General features: G+C 69.8%; 17 protein-coding genes. All 17 read left to right on the forward strand.

The window, feature by feature from the left end; translation table 11 throughout:
* Entirely contained in the window at positions 1 to 330 is a 330-nt protein-coding gene (fliN, locus tag LA521A_RS15525; RefSeq protein WP_281779758.1) for a flagellar motor switch protein FliN, read from the forward strand.
* A gap of 404 nt (positions 331 to 734) precedes the next feature.
* On the forward strand, positions 735 to 1,169 hold the full coding sequence (gene fliO, locus LA521A_RS15530) for a flagellar biosynthetic protein FliO (protein ID WP_425494606.1): 435 nt from the start codon (positions 735 to 737) through the stop codon (positions 1,167 to 1,169).
* A 144-nt stretch (positions 1,170 to 1,313) separates the two neighbouring features.
* Positions 1,314 to 2,165: a flagellar type III secretion system pore protein FliP gene (gene fliP, locus LA521A_RS15535; RefSeq protein WP_425494531.1), complete on the forward strand. Its 852-nt coding sequence runs from the start codon at positions 1,314 to 1,316 to the stop codon at positions 2,163 to 2,165.
* A 10-nt stretch (positions 2,166 to 2,175) separates the two neighbouring features.
* Positions 2,176 to 2,445, forward strand: a complete 270-nt coding sequence (locus LA521A_RS15540; protein WP_115844895.1) for a flagellar biosynthetic protein FliQ — start codon at positions 2,176 to 2,178, stop codon at positions 2,443 to 2,445.
* Between the two features lie 193 nt (positions 2,446 to 2,638).
* On the forward strand, positions 2,639 to 3,427 hold the full coding sequence (gene fliR / locus LA521A_RS15545; protein ID WP_281779759.1) for a flagellar biosynthetic protein FliR: 789 nt from the start codon (positions 2,639 to 2,641) through the stop codon (positions 3,425 to 3,427).
* 218 nt (positions 3,428 to 3,645) lie between these two features.
* Positions 3,646 to 4,812: a flagellar biosynthesis protein FlhB gene (flhB, locus tag LA521A_RS15550; protein WP_281779760.1), complete on the forward strand. Its 1,167-nt coding sequence runs from the start codon at positions 3,646 to 3,648 to the stop codon at positions 4,810 to 4,812.
* 38 nt (positions 4,813 to 4,850) lie between these two features.
* Positions 4,851 to 6,887, forward strand: a complete 2,037-nt coding sequence (flhA, locus tag LA521A_RS15555) for a flagellar biosynthesis protein FlhA (RefSeq protein WP_425494607.1) — start codon at positions 4,851 to 4,853, stop codon at positions 6,885 to 6,887.
* Between the two features lie 143 nt (positions 6,888 to 7,030).
* Entirely contained in the window at positions 7,031 to 9,217 is a 2,187-nt protein-coding gene (locus tag LA521A_RS15560) for an AAA family ATPase (RefSeq protein WP_281779762.1), read from the forward strand.
* Positions 9,201 to 10,103, forward strand: a complete 903-nt coding sequence (locus LA521A_RS15565) for a MinD/ParA family protein (protein WP_343226696.1) — start codon at positions 9,201 to 9,203, stop codon at positions 10,101 to 10,103. Before LA521A_RS15560 ends, LA521A_RS15565 begins: the two co-directional genes overlap by 17 nt.
* Positions 10,100 to 10,870, forward strand: coding sequence for an RNA polymerase sigma factor FliA (locus LA521A_RS15570; protein ID WP_281779763.1), 771 nt, complete (start codon positions 10,100 to 10,102; stop codon positions 10,868 to 10,870). Before LA521A_RS15565 ends, LA521A_RS15570 begins: the two co-directional genes overlap by 4 nt.
* A gap of 191 nt (positions 10,871 to 11,061) precedes the next feature.
* Entirely contained in the window at positions 11,062 to 11,454 is a 393-nt protein-coding gene (cheY, locus tag LA521A_RS15575; protein WP_281779764.1) for a chemotaxis response regulator CheY, read from the forward strand.
* Positions 11,451 to 12,080, forward strand: a complete 630-nt coding sequence (locus LA521A_RS15580) for a protein phosphatase CheZ (protein WP_281779765.1) — start codon at positions 11,451 to 11,453, stop codon at positions 12,078 to 12,080. Before cheY ends, LA521A_RS15580 begins: the two co-directional genes overlap by 4 nt.
* Positions 12,081 to 12,257: 177 nt before the next feature.
* Positions 12,258 to 14,033 (forward strand): chemotaxis protein CheA, encoded by a 1,776-nt coding sequence (locus LA521A_RS15585; protein ID WP_281779766.1) that lies wholly within the window; start codon positions 12,258 to 12,260, stop codon positions 14,031 to 14,033.
* Between the two features lie 237 nt (positions 14,034 to 14,270).
* Positions 14,271 to 15,011 carry a flagellar motor protein gene (locus tag LA521A_RS15590; protein ID WP_281779767.1) on the forward strand — a complete coding sequence of 247 codons (741 nt, stop codon included), beginning with the start codon at positions 14,271 to 14,273 and terminating at the stop codon, positions 15,009 to 15,011.
* A gap of 19 nt (positions 15,012 to 15,030) precedes the next feature.
* Positions 15,031 to 16,146: a flagellar motor protein MotD gene (motD, locus tag LA521A_RS15595; RefSeq protein WP_281779768.1), complete on the forward strand. Its 1,116-nt coding sequence runs from the start codon at positions 15,031 to 15,033 to the stop codon at positions 16,144 to 16,146.
* Positions 16,146 to 16,925, forward strand: a complete 780-nt coding sequence (locus LA521A_RS15600) for a ParA family protein (RefSeq protein WP_281779769.1) — start codon at positions 16,146 to 16,148, stop codon at positions 16,923 to 16,925. Before motD ends, LA521A_RS15600 begins: the two co-directional genes overlap by 1 nt.
* 109 nt (positions 16,926 to 17,034) lie before the next feature.
* Positions 17,035 to 18,162 (forward strand): chemotaxis protein CheW, encoded by a 1,128-nt coding sequence (locus LA521A_RS15605; RefSeq protein WP_281779770.1) that lies wholly within the window; start codon positions 17,035 to 17,037, stop codon positions 18,160 to 18,162.
* The last annotated feature ends 359 nt before the right edge of the window (positions 18,163 to 18,521 follow it).

Here is an 18,521-nt window from a genome sequence, read left to right on the forward strand (position 1 = left end):
ATGAACACTTCCGACAACGCCGCACGCGCCGCCTTCGATCCGCTGACCGCCGAAACGGGCATCGCCAGCGACCTCAACCTGGACGTGATCCTCGACGTGCCGGTCACGCTGTCGCTGGAAGTCGGCCGCGCGCGCATCCCGATTCGCAACCTGCTGCAGCTCAACCAGGGCTCGGTGGTCGAACTCGAGCGCGCCGCCGGCGAGCCGCTGGATCTCTACGTCAACGGCACGCTGATCGCGCAGGGCGAAGTGGTCGTGGTGAACGACCGTTTCGGCGTGCGCCTCACCGACGTCGTCAGCCCGGCCGAGCGGATCAAGAGGCTGCGATGAGCGGGATGGGTTCTGGCGGCGAGGCGACGGTGGCCGTAGGCCACGCTGCGTTCGCGGTGACGACTGCGCCGATGGTTCAGGCAGCTGCTGCTCCAGCAGCTGGCCCTGCCTCCGCGACTACTGCTGCATCCCTGGTTTCCGCGCCTGCTCCGACATCCGCTGCGACAGACAGCTCCCTCCCCTGCTCGCAGGGGAGGGTTGGGGAGGGGTGCGCGCCGCTTGCGGCGGGTCCTTCGCAGCTTCAAGCGCAGACAGCCTCGGACGCTGGCGCGTCCGAGCTACCCACTCCCAACCCGCAGCCATCGGGCGATGGCCCGATGGCGTTCGAAGGGACGCGCGCCGATGGCGCGCAAGCAGTCCCTTCTCACCCCCTGCACGCAGGGGGAGGAGCCAAAAGCGTTGCGATCGAAAGCGTTCCGGGCACCGGCACGCAACACACCGCCACCCTCGGCCACCCCGCCAAACCCCAGACCTTCAGCAAGCAACCCGAAGGCCCCGGCGTCGGCGGTGCGGTGTTCGCGCTGATCCTGGTCGTGTCGCTGATCCTCGCGCTCGGCTGGCTCGCCAAGCGCATGCCGGGCTTCGGCCGCGCGACCGGCGGCGGCAGCGCGCTGCGCGTCGTCGGCTCGTTGACGCTGGGACCGCGCGATCGCGTGGTGGTGGTGGACGTCGGCGGCACGCAGCTGCTGCTGGGCGTCGGCCAGAACGGCATGACCACGCTGCACACGCTCAGCGAACCGCTGCCCGTGGCACAGCCTTCGCAGGGGAACCCGGGACTGCAGAACCTCGCGACGCCGTTCGCGCAGTTGCTGCAGAAACATCTTGGGAAGAAGCCGTAGTCGAGCGCTGGCATTCCGGCCACCGTTCGCTCCGCTCGCCCCTGCCCACCCGTCATTCCAGCGAAAGCTGGAACCCATCTTGATCTTCGAACCGTGCATCCGACCGCAATCGCAACATCGAAATGGGTTCCAGCTTTCTCTGGAATGACGGTGAATCTGATTCGCCGCGTCTGCGTGGCGACTGCACTGGTTCTGGCATTCGCCGTCGCGGTCCCCGCGCTGACCCAGCCCGCCAACGCCCAGGCCCTCCCCGACCCCGTCGCCGCACAGGCCGCATCGCAGGCCGCGCCGCTCTCCGCCCCCGGCCTGCCCTCACTGAACAAGCCGCTGCCCGCGGTCACGGTGGGCAAGGTCGGCGGCGAGCCGGTCAGCATGCCGATGCAGGTGCTGCTGCTGATGACCGGCATCACGCTGCTGCCGGCGGCGTTGCTGGGGCTGACCGCGTTCACGCGCATCATCATCGTGCTGGGCCTGCTGCGACAGGCGCTCGGCACCGGGCAGACGCCGAGCAACCAGGTGCTGCTGGCGCTGGCGCTGTTCCTCACCGCGATGGTGATGATGCCGGTGTTCGACCAGGCGTGGGCCGCGGGCATCGCGCCGTACCTCAACGACCAGATGGATTTCCGCAGCGCGTGGACCGCCGCATCGGAGCCGTTTCGCGGCTTCATGCTGGCGCAGATCCGCGAGAACGACCTGATGACCTTCGCCGGGCTGTCCAATAGCGGCCCCTACGCGACGCCGCAGGACGTGCCCTTCAGCGTGCTCGCCGCCTCGTTCCTCACCAGCGAGCTGAAGACCGCTTTCGAGATCGCGTTCCTGATCTACATCCCGTTCGTGATCATCGACCTGGTGGTGGCGAGCGTGCTGATGTCGATGGGCATGATGATGCTCTCGCCGATGCTGATCTCCGCGCCGTTCAAGATCCTGCTGTTCGTGCTGGTGGACGGCTGGGTGCTGGTGGTGGGCTCGCTCGCCGCCTCGTTCAATCCGGTCTGAGGGCGCCGCCATGACGCCCGAAACCGCACTCACCGAAATCGGCCGCGGCCTGCAGATGGCGCTGCTGCTCGGCGCGCCGCCGCTGATCGCCGTGCTCGTCGTCGGCGTGGTCGTCGGCATCGTGCAGGCCGCCACGCAGCTCAACGAACCGACGATCGGCTTCGTCGTGAAGGCCATCGCGCTGGTGGCGACGCTCGCGCTGACGGGGAATTTCCTGCTCGGAAAGCTCGTCGGGTTCACGACGGACCTGTTCCATCGCATTCCGCATATCGTCGGATGAACAACGCCGGCCTTTGTAGCCCGGGTAAGGCCGCAGGCCGCACCCGGGGCAGCGCCTCCGCAGACGCAATCCCCGGGTGCGCTCCGCTTACCCGGGCTACAAAGGCTCGTCACTCCGCGAAGGCGGGAATGACGAACAAAAGCCGAAACGCCGTGAACCCCACCCGGTCGCGCTGCATTTCGATCGCACGCTGATGGAACCCACCACCGCCACCGTCATCGACGGCCTCAACCTGTTCGGCATGCTCGGCACGGTGCTGTGGCATGCCATCCGCATCGGCGCCGCGTTCCAGGCGATGCCGATGATCGGCGGGCGCGGCGTGCCGATGCGCGCGCGGTTGATCATCACGCTGGCGCTTTCCGGCGCGCTCTCCGCGCTGCTGCCCACGCCGCCGGCCGCCGGCGTCGATGCCGCCACCGTGCTCACCGTGGTGCGCGAATTCGCCGTGGGACTTGCCATCGGCACGGTCCTGCGGCTCGCGTTCGAAGCGGGCCAGTTCGCGGGCGAACTCGTGTCCCAGGGCATGGGCCTGTCGTTCGCGACGATGGCCGATCCGCTGTCGGGCGCGTCCTCGCCGGTGCTGTCGCAATGGTTCTACCTCGTGTTCGGGCTGCTGTTCTTCGCCTTCGACGCCCACCTGGCGCTGGTGAAGCTGCTGCTGGACAGCTACCACGCGCTGCCGCTGGGCACGCCGATTCCGGACGTGCAGCAGTTCCTGTCGGTGGTGCCGACGTTCTTCTCCACCGCGTTGCAGGCCGGCCTGCTGCTGGCGCTGCCGGTGATCGTGGCGATGCTCGCGGTGAACCTCGCCTTCGGCGTGCTGGCGCGCGCGGCGCCGCAGCTCAACCCGGTGCAGCTGGGCCTTCCGGTGGCGCTGCTGGTGGGCCTGGTGCTGCTGATGCTGCTGGCACGCGAGATGCAGGGTCCGGTGGACCGCCTGTTCGACCAGGCGTTCGAGGCGGCGCGTGCGGTGACGGCCTGATGCTCCCTCCCCTGCTTGCAGGGGAGGGTTGGGGAGGGGTCGCGAAGCCGCGCAGCGGCGAGCTTCACCGCGATGCCCGGCGCTGACGCGCCGCGTACCCCCTCCCAACCCGCAGCCATCGGGCGATGGCCCGATGGCGTTCGAAGGGACGCGCGCCGATGGCGCGCAAGCAGTCCCTTCTCACCCCCTGCACGCAGGGGGAGGAGCAGAAAGCAGCCATGTCCGAAGACCAGGAAGACAAGACCGAACAGCCATCAGAGAAACGATTGCGCGAGGCGCGCGAACGCGGCGACGTCCCGCGATCGCGCGAACTGGGCAACGTGGCGGTACTCGGCTGCGCGGCGATGGCGCTGGTGGCGACGGGTTCGGGCATCGGCTCGGCGTCGCAGGAGTGGCTGCGCAACGCGCTCGTCATCGATCCGGCGATCCTCGACCAGCCCGATCGCTTGCTCCCGCACGCGGCCTCGCTGCTGCTCGGCCTGCTCAAGCCGATGCTGCCGGTGCTGCTCGCCGCACTGGGCGCCTGCTTCATCGCGCCGATGGTGATGGGCGGGCTGCGGTTCGCCAGCAAATCGCTGGCGCCGGACTTCGCACGGCTGAGCCCGCTCAACGGTTTCAAGCGCATGTACGGCAAGGAAAGCGCCGCCGAGCTGGTGCGCTCGGTCCTGCGCGTGCTGCTGATCGGCGGGCTTGCCGGCATGGTGGTGTACGGCGCGTTCCGCCACCTCACCGACATGGCCGGCATGTCGCTGCAGGAAGCCGTATCCGTCGGGCTGTCGCTGATCACCAAGGCCGTGCTGGCGATGGTCGGCGCGCTGGGCGTGCTCGCGCTGATCGACGTGCCGTGGCAGCACTGGGCGTACCGCAACCGCCTGAAGATGAGCAAGCAGGAGCTGCGCGACGAATACAAGGAAAGCGAGGGCAACCCCGAAGTGAAGGCGCGCGTGCGCCAGGTCGCCGCGCAGATGTCGCGCCGCCAGATGATGGAAGCGGTGCCCACCGCCGACGTGGTGGTCACCAACCCGACCCACTTCGCCGTGGCGCTGAAGTACGAGGCCGGCAAGATGCGCGCGCCCAAGGTCGTGGCCAAGGGCGTGGACGAGATGGCGCTGGCGATCCGCGACGTCGCCGGCAAGCACCGGGTCTCGATCATCGAAGCGCCGCCGCTGGCACGCGCCTTGTATCGGCATGCGCAGATCGACCAGGAGATCCCGGTGAAGCTCTACGCCGCCGTCGCGCAGGTGTTGTCCTACGTCTACCAGCTCAAGCGCTGGCACCCGGCGCATGGGCCGATGCCGACGCTGGGCGATGTGTCGGTCGAAAAGGGCCTGTCGGACATTGATCCCGCCAACGACGGGGCCACCGTCAAAGACCCGTCGGCATGAGCAGTCGGCCTTCCGGCGCGGGTTTCTCGCTCGCCAACATGGGCCACGCGGTGAAGAGCGGCCTGGCCACGCCCATCGTCGTGCTGGCGATGCTGGCGATGGTCATCGTCCCGCTCTCCCCGCTGGTGCTGGACGCGCTGTTCACCGTGAACATCGCCATGTCGCTGGTGGTGCTGCTGGCGGTCGTCTACGTGAAGCGGCCGCTGGAATTCTCGATCTTCCCCAGCGTGCTGCTGCTGGTCACGCTGCTGCGGCTGGCGCTGAACGTCGCCTCCACCCGCGTGGTGCTGCTGCACGGCCACCAGGGCCCGGCGGCGGCGGGCCACGTCATCGAGTCGTTCGGCCAGTTCGTCATCGGCGGCAGCTTCGCGGTCGGCATCGTGGTGTTCGCGATCCTGACCATCGTCAACTTCGTCGTCGTCACCAAGGGCGCCGGGCGCATCTCGGAAGTGTCGGCGCGCTTCATCCTCGACGCCCTGCCCGGCAAGCAGATGGCGATCGACGCCGACCTCAACGCCGGCCTGCTCTCGCGCGAGGACGCCAAGCTGCGCCGCGAGGAAGTGCGCGCCGAAGCGGACTTCTACGGTTCGATGGACGGTGCCAGCAAGTTCGTGCGCGGCGACGCCATCGCCGGCCTTTTGATTCTGGCGATCAACATCATCGGCGGCGTGCTCATCGGCGTGCTCCAGCACGAGATGACGATGAAGGACGCCGGCACGACCTACGTGTTGCTGGCGATCGGCGACGGCCTGGTCGCGCAGCTGCCGGCACTGCTGATCTCCACCGCGGTCGCGATGCTGGTCACGCGCGCCACGCGCGAACAGGAGATGGGCCAGGCGGTCACCACGCAGGTGCTCAACCCGCGTGCGCTGGCCGTGTCGGCGGCGCTGCTCGGGCTGGTCGGCATCGTGCCGGGCATGCCGAACGTGCCGTTCCTGACGCTCGCCGCGCTGCTGGGCTTCGCCGCGTGGAAGATGCACCGCCGCGCCAACGCGCCGGCCGAGGACACGCCGGAAGCCGAAGCCGCCGCCACGGCCGCCGCGCAGCCGGAACTGAGCTGGGACGAACTGCGCCCGGTCGAACCGCTGGGCCTGGAAGTCGGCTACCGCCTGATCGCGCTGGTCGACAAGCACCAGGGCGGCGAACTGCTCGCGCGCCTGAAGGGCGTGCGCCGCAAGCTCACGCAGGACCTCGGCTTCCTGATTCCCGCCGTGCACGTGCGCGACAACCTCGAACTCGCGCCGGGCACCTACCGCGTGCTCGTGCACGGCGTGCCGGTCGCCAGCGGCGAGATCCATCCCGACCGCCACCTCGCGCTCGATCCGGGCCACGTGTTCGGCAAGGTCGAGGGCATCCCCGGCAAGGACCCGGCGTTCGGCCTGGACGCGGTGTGGATCCAGCCGGGCCAGCGCGCGCAGGCCGAATCGCTGGGCTACACCGTCGTCGACGCCGCCACCGTCGTCGCCACGCACCTCTCGCACCTGGTGCGCGAGCGCGCGGCGGAACTGCTCGGCCACGAGGAAGTGCAGCAGCTGCTCGCCACGCTCGCCAAGGCCTCGCCGCGCCTGGTCGAAGACCTGACGCCGAAGCTGCTGCCGCTGTCGACCATCGTGCGCGTGCTGCAGTCGCTGCTCGCCGAGCGCGTGCCGGTGCGCCAGCTGCGCCAGATCGTCGAGGCGTTACTGGAACACGGCGCGCACACGCAGGACCCGGCGCTGCTGACCGCCGCGGTGCGCACCGCGCTGGGCCGCTTCATCGTGCAGGAACTCAACGGGCTGGGCGCCGAACTGCCCGTCTATACCTTGGCGCCGGCTCTGGAACGGGTATTGCAGGACTCCGTCAGCGGCCAGGGCGCCGCGCTGGAACCCGGACTCGCCGAGCGTCTGCATCAGAACCTCAGCGAGTGCGTCACCCGCCAGGAAGGCCGCGGCGAACCCGCGGTGCTGCTGGTCCCCGGTGGAATCCGTTCCGCGATCGCCCGGCTCGTGCGGCACAGCGTCCCCGCGCTGACGGTGCTGGCCTACGGCGAGGTGCCGGAGGACAAGCGGTTGCGGTTGGTGGGGGCGGTGGGGTGAGGCATCCGGGAATCGGCAACGGGGAATGGGGAATCGTGAAAAGAACGAACACGACACCTGCCCTGCACCGTCTTCCAACGCCCGCCACGCACACCGCTCTTGCGATTCCCCATTCCCGATTCACGATTCACGGCTGCTGACCCATGCGAATCAAACGTTTCACCGCCCCCGACATGCGCACCGCGCTGCGCATGGTGCGCGACGAACAGGGCCCCGACGCGGTGATCCTGTCGAACCGTCCGACGCAGGACGGCATCGAGATCGTCGCGGCCACCGACTACGACGAATCGCTGGCGCAGCAGGCCCTGCGCGCCGCGCTGCCGTCGATGCCGACGCCGCCCGCGCCGGTCGCCTCGCCGACCACGCCGGCCACCGCCGCGGCGGTGCCGACGATGCGCGCCACGGCGCCGGCGATCGATGCGGTCCGCGCCGACGCGATCGCCGCGTCGAACGCGACGCCGTCGGTCGAGAACCACGAGGAAAAGTCGCGCTTCGGCTCGCTCGCCGCGCTGCTGACCAAGCCGTCGAAGCCGAAGGCGGCCTGGACCGCGCCGTCGACCGACGCGTCGCGCGAGGACACGCGCGCCGTCGACGCCGTGCGACCCCACGTGGAGCGCATCGAGATGAAGAACGCAGAACCTGCACAGGCCACGCGCATCGAAGTCGAGCGCGACGAGCCGGCCGTGGTCGCGCTGTCGGCCAAGGCCAAGGCGAAGGTCGCCGAATCGCCGATCCGCGGCCGCGCGGTGTTCGCCATCGGCGACGGCACGCCGGTGCAGGCCGCGCCGGTCGAAGGCCTTCCCGCCCCGGCCGCGTCGCGCGCGCCGAAGGACGAGACGCGCGTCGCCGCCGCGATGCCGCCGCCGGACACCTCGCGCTTCGACGCGATGATGGCCGCGCTGATTCCGCAGGGCGACAAGTTCATGGCCGCTTCGATCGAAGCGGCTGCGCAAGGTGCAACACGGGAGAGCGTCACCGATCCGGCGGAGGTCGCGCCCACGGGTTCCGCCGCGATCGGTGACGCTGTCCTTTCTCTATCGGCGAACGGCGCGGAAGGTGAAGCGCCGGTTGTCGGGGCGGCGATGGTGGTCGCGTCGGAGTACCGAAGTCTTGCGGATCTGTGGACGGAAGAAGCCCCGGTTGCTGCTCCGATCGAAGAGATTGCAGTCGAGGATCTCGCTGCCGCCGAGGGTTCTCCCTCTTTCCTCGATCTGGGACGCAACCACTTCGTTGCCCCTCACCCCAACCCCTCTCCCGCGGGGAGAGGGGCTCAAGGCGCCGCGACGTCCAACGCCGTCGCAAACGCCAGCGACAACGCGTCTGGCGCCAACATGGCGCCGAGCACCACCCACCTCCACGCCGTCCCCGAAAACCGCGATCCGGCCTTCATCGCCATGCGCGACGAACTGGCGACGATGCGTGCGCTGATCGAGCGCGAGCTCGGCCAGCTCACCGTCGAACGCCTGCGCGGCTCGCCGGCGCGTGCCGCCGCGTTCGACATGCTGGTCGGTTACGGCTGCGACGAAAATCTGGCGCAGACGATCGCCGGCCGCATCGACGCCCGACTCGACCCGGCCCAGGTCCGCGAGCCGATGCTGGAAGAACTGGCGCGTGCGATTTCCGTCGCCCGCCACGAGCCCATCGACGACGGCGGCGTGATCGCGCTGGTCGGGCCGACCGGCGCCGGCAAGACGACCACCGCCGCCAAGCTCGCCGCGCGTTTCGCCCAGCGCCACCGCGCGCGGGACGTCGCCCTGGTCACCACCGACACTGAGCGCCCCGGCGCGACCGAACAGCTGCACATCCTCGGCCGCCGCCTCGGCGTGACCGTGTGCGAGGCCGCCGGTCCGGAGGCGCTGAACGACGCGCTCGACCAGCTCGCCGACTACCCGCTGGTGCTGGTCGATACCGCCGGCCATGGCCTGCGCGACCGCGCCCTGCTCGGCCAGATCCTCTGGCTGCGCGCCGCCAAGCGCGTGCGCAGCCTGCTCGTGCTGCCGGCCAACACCAACGCCCACGACCTGGGCGAAGTGGTCCGCCGCTACCGCCCGGCCTCGCCGGAAGGCGTGGTGCTGACCAAGCTGGACGAGACCGGCCGCCTGGGTTCGCCCCTGTCGGTGCTGGTCCAGCAGGGCCTGAGCCTGGCCTACACGACCGACGGGCAGGCCGTCCCGACCGACATCGCCGCCGCCGACGCAACCCGTCTGGTTTCGACCCTCGAGAAAGTGCGACGTGCTGCCGATAACCCCCTCGGGTCTCTCGAACTTTCGCAACTCAAGCCCCGCCCCGTGACCCTCCCCACCGAGGACCGACATGCATTCGCCAGCTGATCTCAACGCCACTCCCGCCGCCACCGGAAGCGCGCGCGCGCCCGTCCGGGTGATCGCGGTCGCCAGCGGCAAGGGCGGCGTCGGCAAGACCTCGGTGTCGGTGAACCTCGCCATGGCGCTGGTCCACGCCGGCCAGCGCACGCTGCTGCTGGACACCGACCTGGGCCTGGCCAACGTCGACGTGATGCTCGGCCTGTCGCCGCAGTTCACGCTCGCCGACGTCTTCGCCGGCCGCTGCGAACTGCAGGACACGCTGCTGGAAGGCCCGCGCGGCCTGTGGGTCGTCCCGGCCGCGTCGGGCAAGCGCCACATGACCGAACTGCTCCCGCAGCAGCACATCGGCCTGGTGCACGCGTTCTGCCAGCTGGACCTGCCGCTGGACGCGATGGTGGTGGACAACGCCGCCGGCATCTCCGACAGCGTGCTGACCTTCTGCCAGGCCGCGCAGGACGTGATCGTGGTGGTGTGCGACGAACCGGCCTCGGTCACCGACGCCTACGCGCTGATCAAGGTGCTCAGCCGCGAGCGCGGCGTCACCCGCGTGCAGGTGCTGGCCAACCAGGTCAACAACGCGATCGAGGGCAAGCAGCTGTTCGAGAAGCTCGAACGCGTCAGCGCGCGCTTCCTCGACGTCACCCTGCATTACCTCGGCGCGGTGCCGCGCGACGAATGGCTGCGCCGCGCGATCCAGCGCCAGGAAGCCGTCGTCGAAGCCTTCCCGGGCTGCCCGTCGGCGCTGGCCTTCCGCGACATCGCACGTCGCGCCGGCAGCTGGCAGTCGCCGCTCGGCCCGCGCGGCGGCGTGGAGTTCTTCATGGAACGCCTCGTCGCCCACGGCGCGAACGCCGCCAGCACCAACGACCCGTTGAGGAGCGCCGTCGCATGAACGCCGCCGCCCAGCAGTACAAGGCGACCCAGCGCGCGGCCGACCACGGCAACGCGACGGAGATCGTCGAGAAACACGGCGAACTGGTGCGCCGCATCGCGCACCACCTCGCCGCACGCCTTCCCGCGAGCGTCGAGATCGACGACCTCATCCAGGCCGGCATGCTCGGCCTGATCGACGCGGCGCGGAATTTCCAGGCCGACCAGGGCGCCGCGTTCGAGACGTATGCGTCCATCCGCATCCGCGGCGCGATGATCGACGAAATCCGCCGTGGCGACTGGGTGCCGCGCTCGGTGCATCGGCGTTATCGCGACGTGGTCGCGGCGACGCGCGAGGTCGAACAGCGCACCGGTCGTGCCGCGACCGCGCAGGAAGTCGCCGTCGCCCTGCAGGTACCGCTCGACGAATACCACCGCATGCTCGAGGACGCCGCGCGCGGCCAGCTGATCAGCCTGGAAGCGCACGTCGACGAACACGACGGCGAGCCGCACCTGGCGCACCACGCCGGCGCGACGCCCGCGCGCGAGTTCGAGCAGGTCGCCTTCAAGCAAGCGCTCGGCGCGGCCATCGGCAACCTCCCCGAGCGCGAACAGCTGGTGCTGTCGCTGTACTACGAGCAGGAACTGAACCTGCGCGAGATCGGCGCGGTGCTCAACGTCTCCGAATCGCGCGTCTGCCAGATCCACGGCCAGGCGATGCTGCGACTGCGCTCGCGTCTGGGCGAATGGCGCGGCTCGCAGAACGATGATGACGACGATGGTTATTGACCGCTTTTGATTCTGCTCCTCCCCCTGCTCGCAGGGGGAGGTTGGGAGGGGGTACGCGGCGCGAAGCGCCGGGCACAGAGCACTACGCCGGATGTAACCGCGCTGTGCACTTCCCCCCTCCCCAACCCTCCCCTGCACGCAGGGGAGGGAGTTCACCGCCCGACCACCCTTTCGCACCAGAGCAAGCCCACATGGACAAGAACATCCGCATCCTCATCGTCGACGACTTCTCGACCATGCGCCGCATCGTCAAGAACCTGCTCAACGACCTGGGCTTCTTCAACACCGCCGAGGCCGACGATGGCGTGACCGCGCTGGCCGAGCTGAAGAAGGCGCCGTACGACCTGGTGGTCACCGACTGGAACATGCCGGGCATGCCGGGCATCGACCTGCTCAAGGCGATCCGCGCCGACGCATCGCTGTCGAAGATCCCGGTGCTGATGGTCACCGCCGAGGCCAAGCGCGAGCAGATCATCGAAGCCGCGCAGGCCGGCGTGAACGGCTACGTCATCAAGCCGTTCACCGCCGCGACGCTGGAAGACAAGCTCAACAAGGTGTTCGAGCGCCTGGGAGCGGCTGCGTGATCGACTCGCCCTCCTGCGAGAAGGCGCTCGGCGAGGACCGGCAGGCCGTCATCGGACGCCTGCATGCCGCGTTGTGGGCGCTGGAACACGACGACCTCGCCGGCTGGCGCAGCAACGTCGACGCACTGATCCAGTGGCGCAGCCAGCCGCTGGTGCAGGGCCTGGCGAAGCTCGCGCGCGAACTCGACACCGCGCTGGGCAACGGCGCCGCGTCGCCGAACGCCTCGCTGCCGGAAGCCTGCGCGCGCCTGGAACACGTGGTGCACGTGAGCGAGGACGCGAGCCATCGCACGCTCGACCTGATCCAGGAATGCGGCGTGCTGCTGGGCACGCTACCGGATGCCTCCACCGAGGAACAGGCCGCGACCATCGCCGCGATCCGCTCGCGCATGTCGGAAATGACCGCGGCGCAGGGTTATCAGGATCTGACGGGCCAGATCATCCGCCGCGTCGTCGAACTCGTCCGCGCGGTGCATGCGGGCCTGGGCGAGATGACCGACGGCGAAGCGACGCCGATCCACCTGAACCACAACAACCGCGGCTTCGGCCCGTCGGTCGCGGGCGTCGATCCCACGCCGGCGACGCAGGACGACGCGAACGAGTTGTTGTCGTCGCTGGGGCTTTGAGGTGACGTCCGACCTCCACGGCAGTTGTAGCCCGGGTAAGGCCATGGGCCGCACCCGGGGCAACGTCTCCGGAGCCGCGAATCCCGGGTGCGCTTCGCTTACCCGGGCTACAAGAGCAGGCGTCACGCCGAAGGTCGGAAGCCCGCTTTCGCGGGAACGAATTGAAGTGAGAGTTCCATGAGCGCCATCGCCAACGACATCGCCGCCGACTTCCTCATCGAAGCGCGCGAGATCCTCGACCAGCTCGGCGAGCAGATGGTCGCGCTGGAGCACGCGCCGACCGATCGCGACGCGCTCAACGCCGTGTTCCGCGGCTTCCACACCATCAAGGGCGGCGCGGGCTTCCTCGACTTCGGCCCGATGGTGGAGATCTGCCACGCGGTCGAAGACCGCCTGAACGTCGCGCGCGACGGCACGGTGCCGATGGACGCCGACGCGTTCGACGGCGCGCAGCAATCGCTGGATCTGCTTGTCGACATGCTCGCCGCCGTGTCCAACGGCGAGGAACCCGAACACGCACCGCCGGCGCTGCTGAAGTCGCTGCGCGATGGCACCGGCGCGTTCGTCACGCACGTCGCGACGATTTCGCCGAAGCCGGCCGCAAAACCTGCGCCGGCGCATGCCGAAGTCGACCTGGAAGCCGAATTCGAGGCGATGCTGGACCAGATGCACGGCGCCGGCGGCGTGCCGGGCGCGGTGCCGATGCCGGCCGCCGCGCCCTCGCCCGCACGCCAGCCCAAGGCGCCCGCCGCGAACGCGCACGCCAAGGCCGAAGACCCGACGGTGCGCGTCGACGTGCGACGCCTGGACGCGATGGTCGACCTCGTCGGCGAACTCGTGCTCGCGCGCAACCGCCTCAAGACCATCCGCCCGCGCCTTCGCGATGAAGACCTCGACCGCGCGGTGACCGCGCTCGATGTCGCCACCTCGCGCCTGCAGTCGGCGGTGATGATGGTGCGCATGCAGCCGGTCGGCCGCGTGTTCGCGCGTTTCCCCAAGCTCGCGCGCGACGTCGCGCGGCAGGTGAAGAAGTCGGTCGAGCTGGAAATCATCGGCGCGGAAACCGAACTGGATCGCAACCTCGTGGAAGCGCTGGCCGATCCGCTCGTGCACCTGGTGCGCAACGCGATCGACCATGGCATCGAATCGCCCGACGCGCGCCGCGCCGCCGGCAAGCCCGAACAGGGCACGGTGCGCCTGTCCGCGCAGCAGGAAGGCGACCACGTCTCCATCGAGGTCAGCGACGACGGCGCCGGCATCGACCCGGAAAAGATCCGCCGCAGCGCGATCAAGAAGGGGCTGATCGATTCCGACGCGGCCGCGCGCCTGACCTCGGACGAATGCCTCAACCTGATTTTCCTCGCGGGGTTTTCCACGCGCAGCGAGGTCAGCGACCTGTCCGGGCGCGGCGTCGGCATGGACGTGGTGCAGTCGAAGATCCGCGAACTCTCCGGCCAGGTGCAGATCCATTCGGAAGTCGGCCGCGGTTCGCGCTTCGCGATCCGCGTGCCGCTGACGCTGGCGATCCTGCCGACGCTGCTGATCGAGCTGGAGGACGACGTCTACGCGCTGCCGCTGGTGCGCGTGGTCGAAGTGCTGGCGCACGAACGCATCGAACCGCTGTGGGTGGACGGCCAGCGCATGCTCGACCTGCGCGACCAGCCGCTGCCGCTGATCGACCTGCGCACCTGGCTCGGCCTGCCGCCCGAACCGCGCACCACCACGACCTGCGTGGTGCTGCAGTCCGGCGACGCGCGCTTCTGCCTGACGGTGGATCGCGTGCGCGGCCGCGAGGAAGTGGTGATCAAGGCCCTGCCCCGCACGCTGCGCGGCCTGGCCGGTTACGCCGGCGCCAGCCTGGTCGGCGACGGCCGCATGGCGCTGATCCTGGATGTCGACGCACTGCTCAGGACCGGGCTGCGCGGCTCAAGTAGTGGCGCGAAGGACCGTTAAGACGGACGAAGGATCGCGATCGCTTCTCCTTCTTCCGCAAGCGGGACGTTGGTTATCCCTTCTCCCGCAAGCGGGGGGTTGGTTATCCCTTCTCCCGCGAGCGGGGGGTTGGACATCCCTTCTCCCGCAAGCGGGAGAAGGTGCCCCGAAGGGGCGGATGAGGGTGCGCCCTCACCCCGGCCCTCTCCCGCACGCGGGAGAGGGGGAACACCGAAACGAACGGACGACTTCCCAACGATGGACAGACTCAGCGTAATCGGCATCGTACTCGCGCTCGTCGCGCTGGTCGGCGGCAGCATCCTCAAGGGTGCGGGCCTGTCCGGCCTGTGGTCGCCGGCCGCGTTCGTCATCGTGATCCTCGGCACCATCGCCGCGATCCTGGTGCAGACGCCGATGGCGACGTTCAAGCGTGCGCTGGCGATCGTGCGCTGGGTGTTCCGCCCGCCCATGCAGGACCGCCCGGCGATGATCGCGCGCCTGGTCGAATGGTCCACCGTCGCGCGCCGCCAGGGTTTGCTCGGCCTGGAGGCCGAAGTGAACGCGCAGGACGATGCGTTCGTGCGCAAGGGCCTGCAGATGGTCGTGGACGGCGTGGAGCCGGAGAACATCCGCGCGATGCTGGAGATCGAACTGCACGGCCAGTCGCAGCGCGACCTCGCCGCGGCGAAGGTGTTCGAAGGCGCCGGCATCTACTCGCCGACGCTGGGCATCATCGGCGCGGTGCTCGGCCTGATGGCGGTGATGAAGAACCTCGCCGACCCGAGCAAGCTCGGCCACGGCATCGCGGCCGCATTCACCGCGACGATCTACGGCATTGGCCTTGCGAACCTGGTGCTGCTGCCGATGGCGGCCAAGCTGAAGGGCCTGGTCAACCAGCAGGCCGACGAGCGCGAGATGATCATCGAAGGCCTGATCGGCATCGCCCAGGGCGAGAACCCGCGCAACATCGAAGCGCGGCTCAACGGCTTCGTGGTCTGACGGAGCCGGAACGACAGCCATGGCCGGGCGCCGCCGCCACCAGCACGAAGAACACGCGAACCACGAAGCCTGGGCGATCCCCTATGGCGACCTGATCACGCTGCTGCTCGCCTTCTTCGTGGTGATGTACGCGATTTCCTCGATCAACGAAGGCAAGTACCGCGTGCTGGCCGATGCGTTGTCCTCCGCGTTCGGCGGCCCGCCGCGCACGGTGTCGCCGATCCAGCTGGGCATGCACCAGCTGCGCGGTTCGGCGTTCGATCGCCCCTCCCTGGTGACGCCGGGCTCCAAGTCGGGACCGTCGTCCTCCACGCCCATCGCCTCGCCGCGCATGAAGCAGGTGCTGGACATGCCGACCTTCGGCGCGAACGGCAGCGGCAGTGGCAGTGGAATGGATGCCGCACGCGAGATGTCCGAGCGCGAGACCGCCCAGGGCGCGCAACTGCATTCGATCGGCCGCCGCATCCAGGAAGCGCTGTCGGAACTGGTGAAGCAGAAGCTGGTCACCGTGCGCCGCAGCTACAACTTCCTGGAAGTCGAGATCCAGAGCGACATCCTCTTCGCCAGCGGCGTGGCCGTGCCGAACCCGCAGGCGGTCGACACCGTGCGCCGCATCGCCACCGTGCTGGCCGACGAGCCCAACGCGCTGCGCGTGGAGGGCTACACCGACAACATGCCGATCGCCACCGCGCAGTTCCCTTCGAACTGGGAGTTGTCGACCGCGCGCGCGGCGAGCATCGTGCACGTGATGTCGCAGGCCGGCATTTCGCCGAGCCGTCTTGCGGTGGTCGGCTACGGCCAGTACCAGCCGATCGCCGACAACGCCACGCCCGAAGGCCGCAACGCGAACCGCCGCGTGCTGCTGGTGATCCTCGCCAGCCCGCAGGGGCCGGACGCGATCGAGGAGCGCGGTCCGGCGAGCATCGCGCTGGACGACTCCGCCGACGAGGCACGCGCTGCCGATACCGACGCTGTGGATGCCGACCTCTACCCCGCCGTGAAGGCGCCCGGCGCCGCCGCGGCCGCTGCGCGCGCGCATGGCGCGGGCAACGAAGGCATCGCCTCCGACACCGCACGCGCCGCCGCCGCGGCACGAAGCACTTCCACCTCCACCACCCAACCGGGAGCGGGCTGATGCGCGCCTGGGCTATTGCCAACCAGAAGGGCGGCGTCGGCAAGACGACGACGTCGCTGTGTCTTGCACGCGGGCTTGCCACCGCGGGAAACCGCGTGCTGCTGCTCGACCTCGATCCGCACGCGTCGCTGACGCGCGCCTTCGAGATCCCCGCCGATCCGCCGCCGCCCGGCACCCACGACCTGTTCGCCAACAACGGCGTCGGGCTGCTGGAACTGGCGCGCTACACGCAGATCCCGGACCTGCAGGTCGTCGCCGCGCAACCCGCTCTGGCGACGCTGGAACGTCGCGGCGCGACGCAGCCGGGCCTCGGGCTCGCGCTCGGTCGCGCGCTGCACACCGTGCGCGAGGTCTACGACTACGTGCTGATGGACTGCCCGCCCACGCTCGGCCTGCTGATGGTCAACGCGCTGGCGGCGGCCGACCGGTTGATCGTGCCGACGCAGACCGATCCGCTCGCGCTGCACGGGCTGGCCGACATGCTGCGCACGGCGGAGATGGTCGAGCGCTCGCGCCGTCGTCCACTGCCGCGCCACGTGCTGCCGACGCTGTTCGACCGGCGCACGCGCACGGGCGTTGCGAGCCTGTACGAGCTGCAGGACCGCTACGGCGAACGCGTCTGGCCGCACGCCGTGCCGATGGACACGCGCCTTCGCGACGCCGCCGCGCTGGTGAAGTCCGACCCGCCGGACGGCCGCGGCGTCGACATGTACCGACGTGCGCTGAAGTGGCTGCTGGAGCAGGAAGCCGCCAGCGAGTCGCACAAGGAAGCGGCGTGAGTTTTGCAGGGTCCCTTCGTCACCGGCGCGAAGACGCCGGCGACGCGCGATCTGTTCCACCGCATCAAGACACTGGATTCCCGCCTTCGCGGGAATGACGGAAGTAGACATGAACCACCCCGCCCTCGACGCCTACCTGGACGAACTGCTCGACCTCACGGTCGATGCGGTGGCGCCCGCGCCTGTCGCGGCGAATGCGCCGGTCATGGCCGTCGCGGACGAGACCGCCGTCGCGGCACCGATCGACGCCACTGCTTTGCCCGAGACCATCGAGTCGCCGGACGTCGAGGTTCCGGCGCCCGGCGATGTTCCGTCGCCGGCGATCGAAATGTCGTCGCCCGTCGACGCGGGGCTGCTCGCCGAACTCGACGCCGATCCGTTGTTCGCCGCGCAGGCGCCTGCCGCCGCCGTTGAACCTCCGGCCGCGGACCCGATCGCGTCGATCGATCCCGGCCTGCTCGCGGAGCTGGCGTCCGATCCGCTGTTCGCCGGGCAGTTCGCTGCACCGGCGGACCTCGCGCCCGCGACACCGCAGATCGATCCGGGCCTGCTCGCGGAGCTGGATTCGGATCCGTTGTTCGCTGCGGCCATGGCGGCGCCTGCCGCGCCTGCACTGCAGATCGACCCGGGCCTGCTCGCCGAACTGGATTCGGACCCGTTGTTCGCCGCGGCGATGGCGGCTCCGGCTGCGCCTGTCGCACCGAAGCCCGCGCCGACGCCGGCGCCGGCACACCGACCCGCGCCGCGCGCCCCGATGCCGCACCCCGATGCGCGCAGCGGCCTGCGTCCGGTCGAACTCACGCCGCCGGCGTTGCCGCCGTCGGTCACCACGACGCATCGCTGGCTGCGCGTCGCCGTCGGCGAGGACAGTTACGCCGTCGAACTGCTGCGCGTGCAGGAAGTCGGCCGCACCGTGCCGATCGTCGCCATGCGCGGCGCCGCGCCGTCGGTGCTGGGCGCGATGAACCTGCGCGGCCGCATCGTGCCCGTGTTCGACCTGGGCCTGTGGCTGGGCACCGGTCGCGTCGTTCCGGACGAGCGCGCGCGCATCGTCGTGGTGGAACGCGACAACGAACTGATCGGCGCGCTGGTCAGCGCGGTCGACGACGTGGTGACGCTCGGCCCCGACCGCATCGAACCGCCGCTGATGGCCGCGCCGTCGCGGGCGATCGTGGGCGTGGCGCGCGTGGTGGCGAAGCCTACCGTTCTGCTGGATGCGAATGCGTTGTTTGGGTGAGGCAGGCCGCTTACGCGGCACTGCCGCGTGGCCTGCCGAACGACCGGCCACGGAGGGCCGGGCCGGGCGTTCCGAAGCGAGAGCGTCGCGCCATGGATGGCTTCGATAACCGCAACGAAGGCGCGCGCACTTGTAGCCCGGGTAAGGCCGAAGGCCGCACCCGGGGGAACGATCGTCCCGGAACATCCGCCCGTCAGCCATGCAACGCGCTGCGGCGCGCTCATCGTCGCAGGGCTGGATTGCACGACGGCGCGGTGCGCTCCGCTTACGCGGACTACAAGCGCTGCGCGGCGTCGCAACCCCTCCCCAACCCTCCCCTGCGCGCAGGGGAGGGAGCAGAAACCGGCTTCGGCTACTGC

The sequence above is a fragment of the Lysobacter auxotrophicus genome, assembly GCF_027924565.1.
Classification (GTDB): Bacteria; Pseudomonadota; Gammaproteobacteria; order Xanthomonadales; family Xanthomonadaceae; genus Lysobacter_J; species Lysobacter_J auxotrophicus.

Excerpts from the sequence above, each read along its gene's own strand:
- LA521A_RS15600 (WP_281779769.1), top strand. The coding sequence starts at position 16,146 with ATGCGCGCCTGGGCTATTGCCAACCAGAAGGGCGGCGTCGGCAAGACG.
- LA521A_RS15560 (WP_281779762.1), top strand. The coding sequence starts at position 7,031 with ATGCGAATCAAACGTTTCACCGCCCCCGACATGCGCACCGCGCTGCGC.
- LA521A_RS15570 (WP_281779763.1), top strand. The coding sequence starts at position 10,100 with ATGAACGCCGCCGCCCAGCAGTACAAGGCGACCCAGCGCGCGGCCGAC.
- LA521A_RS15565 (WP_343226696.1), top strand. The coding sequence starts at position 9,201 with ATGCATTCGCCAGCTGATCTCAACGCCACTCCCGCCGCCACCGGAAGC.
- flhA (WP_425494607.1), top strand. The coding sequence starts at position 4,851 with ATGGGCCACGCGGTGAAGAGCGGCCTGGCCACGCCCATCGTCGTGCTG.
- LA521A_RS15605 (WP_281779770.1), top strand. The coding sequence starts at position 17,035 with ATGAACCACCCCGCCCTCGACGCCTACCTGGACGAACTGCTCGACCTC.
- LA521A_RS15590 (WP_281779767.1), top strand. The coding sequence starts at position 14,271 with ATGGACAGACTCAGCGTAATCGGCATCGTACTCGCGCTCGTCGCGCTG.
- LA521A_RS15585 (WP_281779766.1), top strand. The coding sequence starts at position 12,258 with ATGAGCGCCATCGCCAACGACATCGCCGCCGACTTCCTCATCGAAGCG.
- motD (WP_281779768.1), top strand. The coding sequence starts at position 15,031 with ATGGCCGGGCGCCGCCGCCACCAGCACGAAGAACACGCGAACCACGAA.
- flhB (WP_281779760.1), top strand. The coding sequence starts at position 3,646 with ATGTCCGAAGACCAGGAAGACAAGACCGAACAGCCATCAGAGAAACGA.
- fliR (WP_281779759.1), top strand. The coding sequence starts at position 2,639 with ATGGAACCCACCACCGCCACCGTCATCGACGGCCTCAACCTGTTCGGC.
- LA521A_RS15540 (WP_115844895.1), top strand. The coding sequence starts at position 2,176 with ATGACGCCCGAAACCGCACTCACCGAAATCGGCCGCGGCCTGCAGATG.
- fliP (WP_425494531.1), top strand. The coding sequence starts at position 1,314 with ATGACGGTGAATCTGATTCGCCGCGTCTGCGTGGCGACTGCACTGGTT.
- fliN (WP_281779758.1), top strand. The coding sequence starts at position 1 with ATGAACACTTCCGACAACGCCGCACGCGCCGCCTTCGATCCGCTGACC.
- cheY (WP_281779764.1), top strand. The coding sequence starts at position 11,062 with ATGGACAAGAACATCCGCATCCTCATCGTCGACGACTTCTCGACCATG.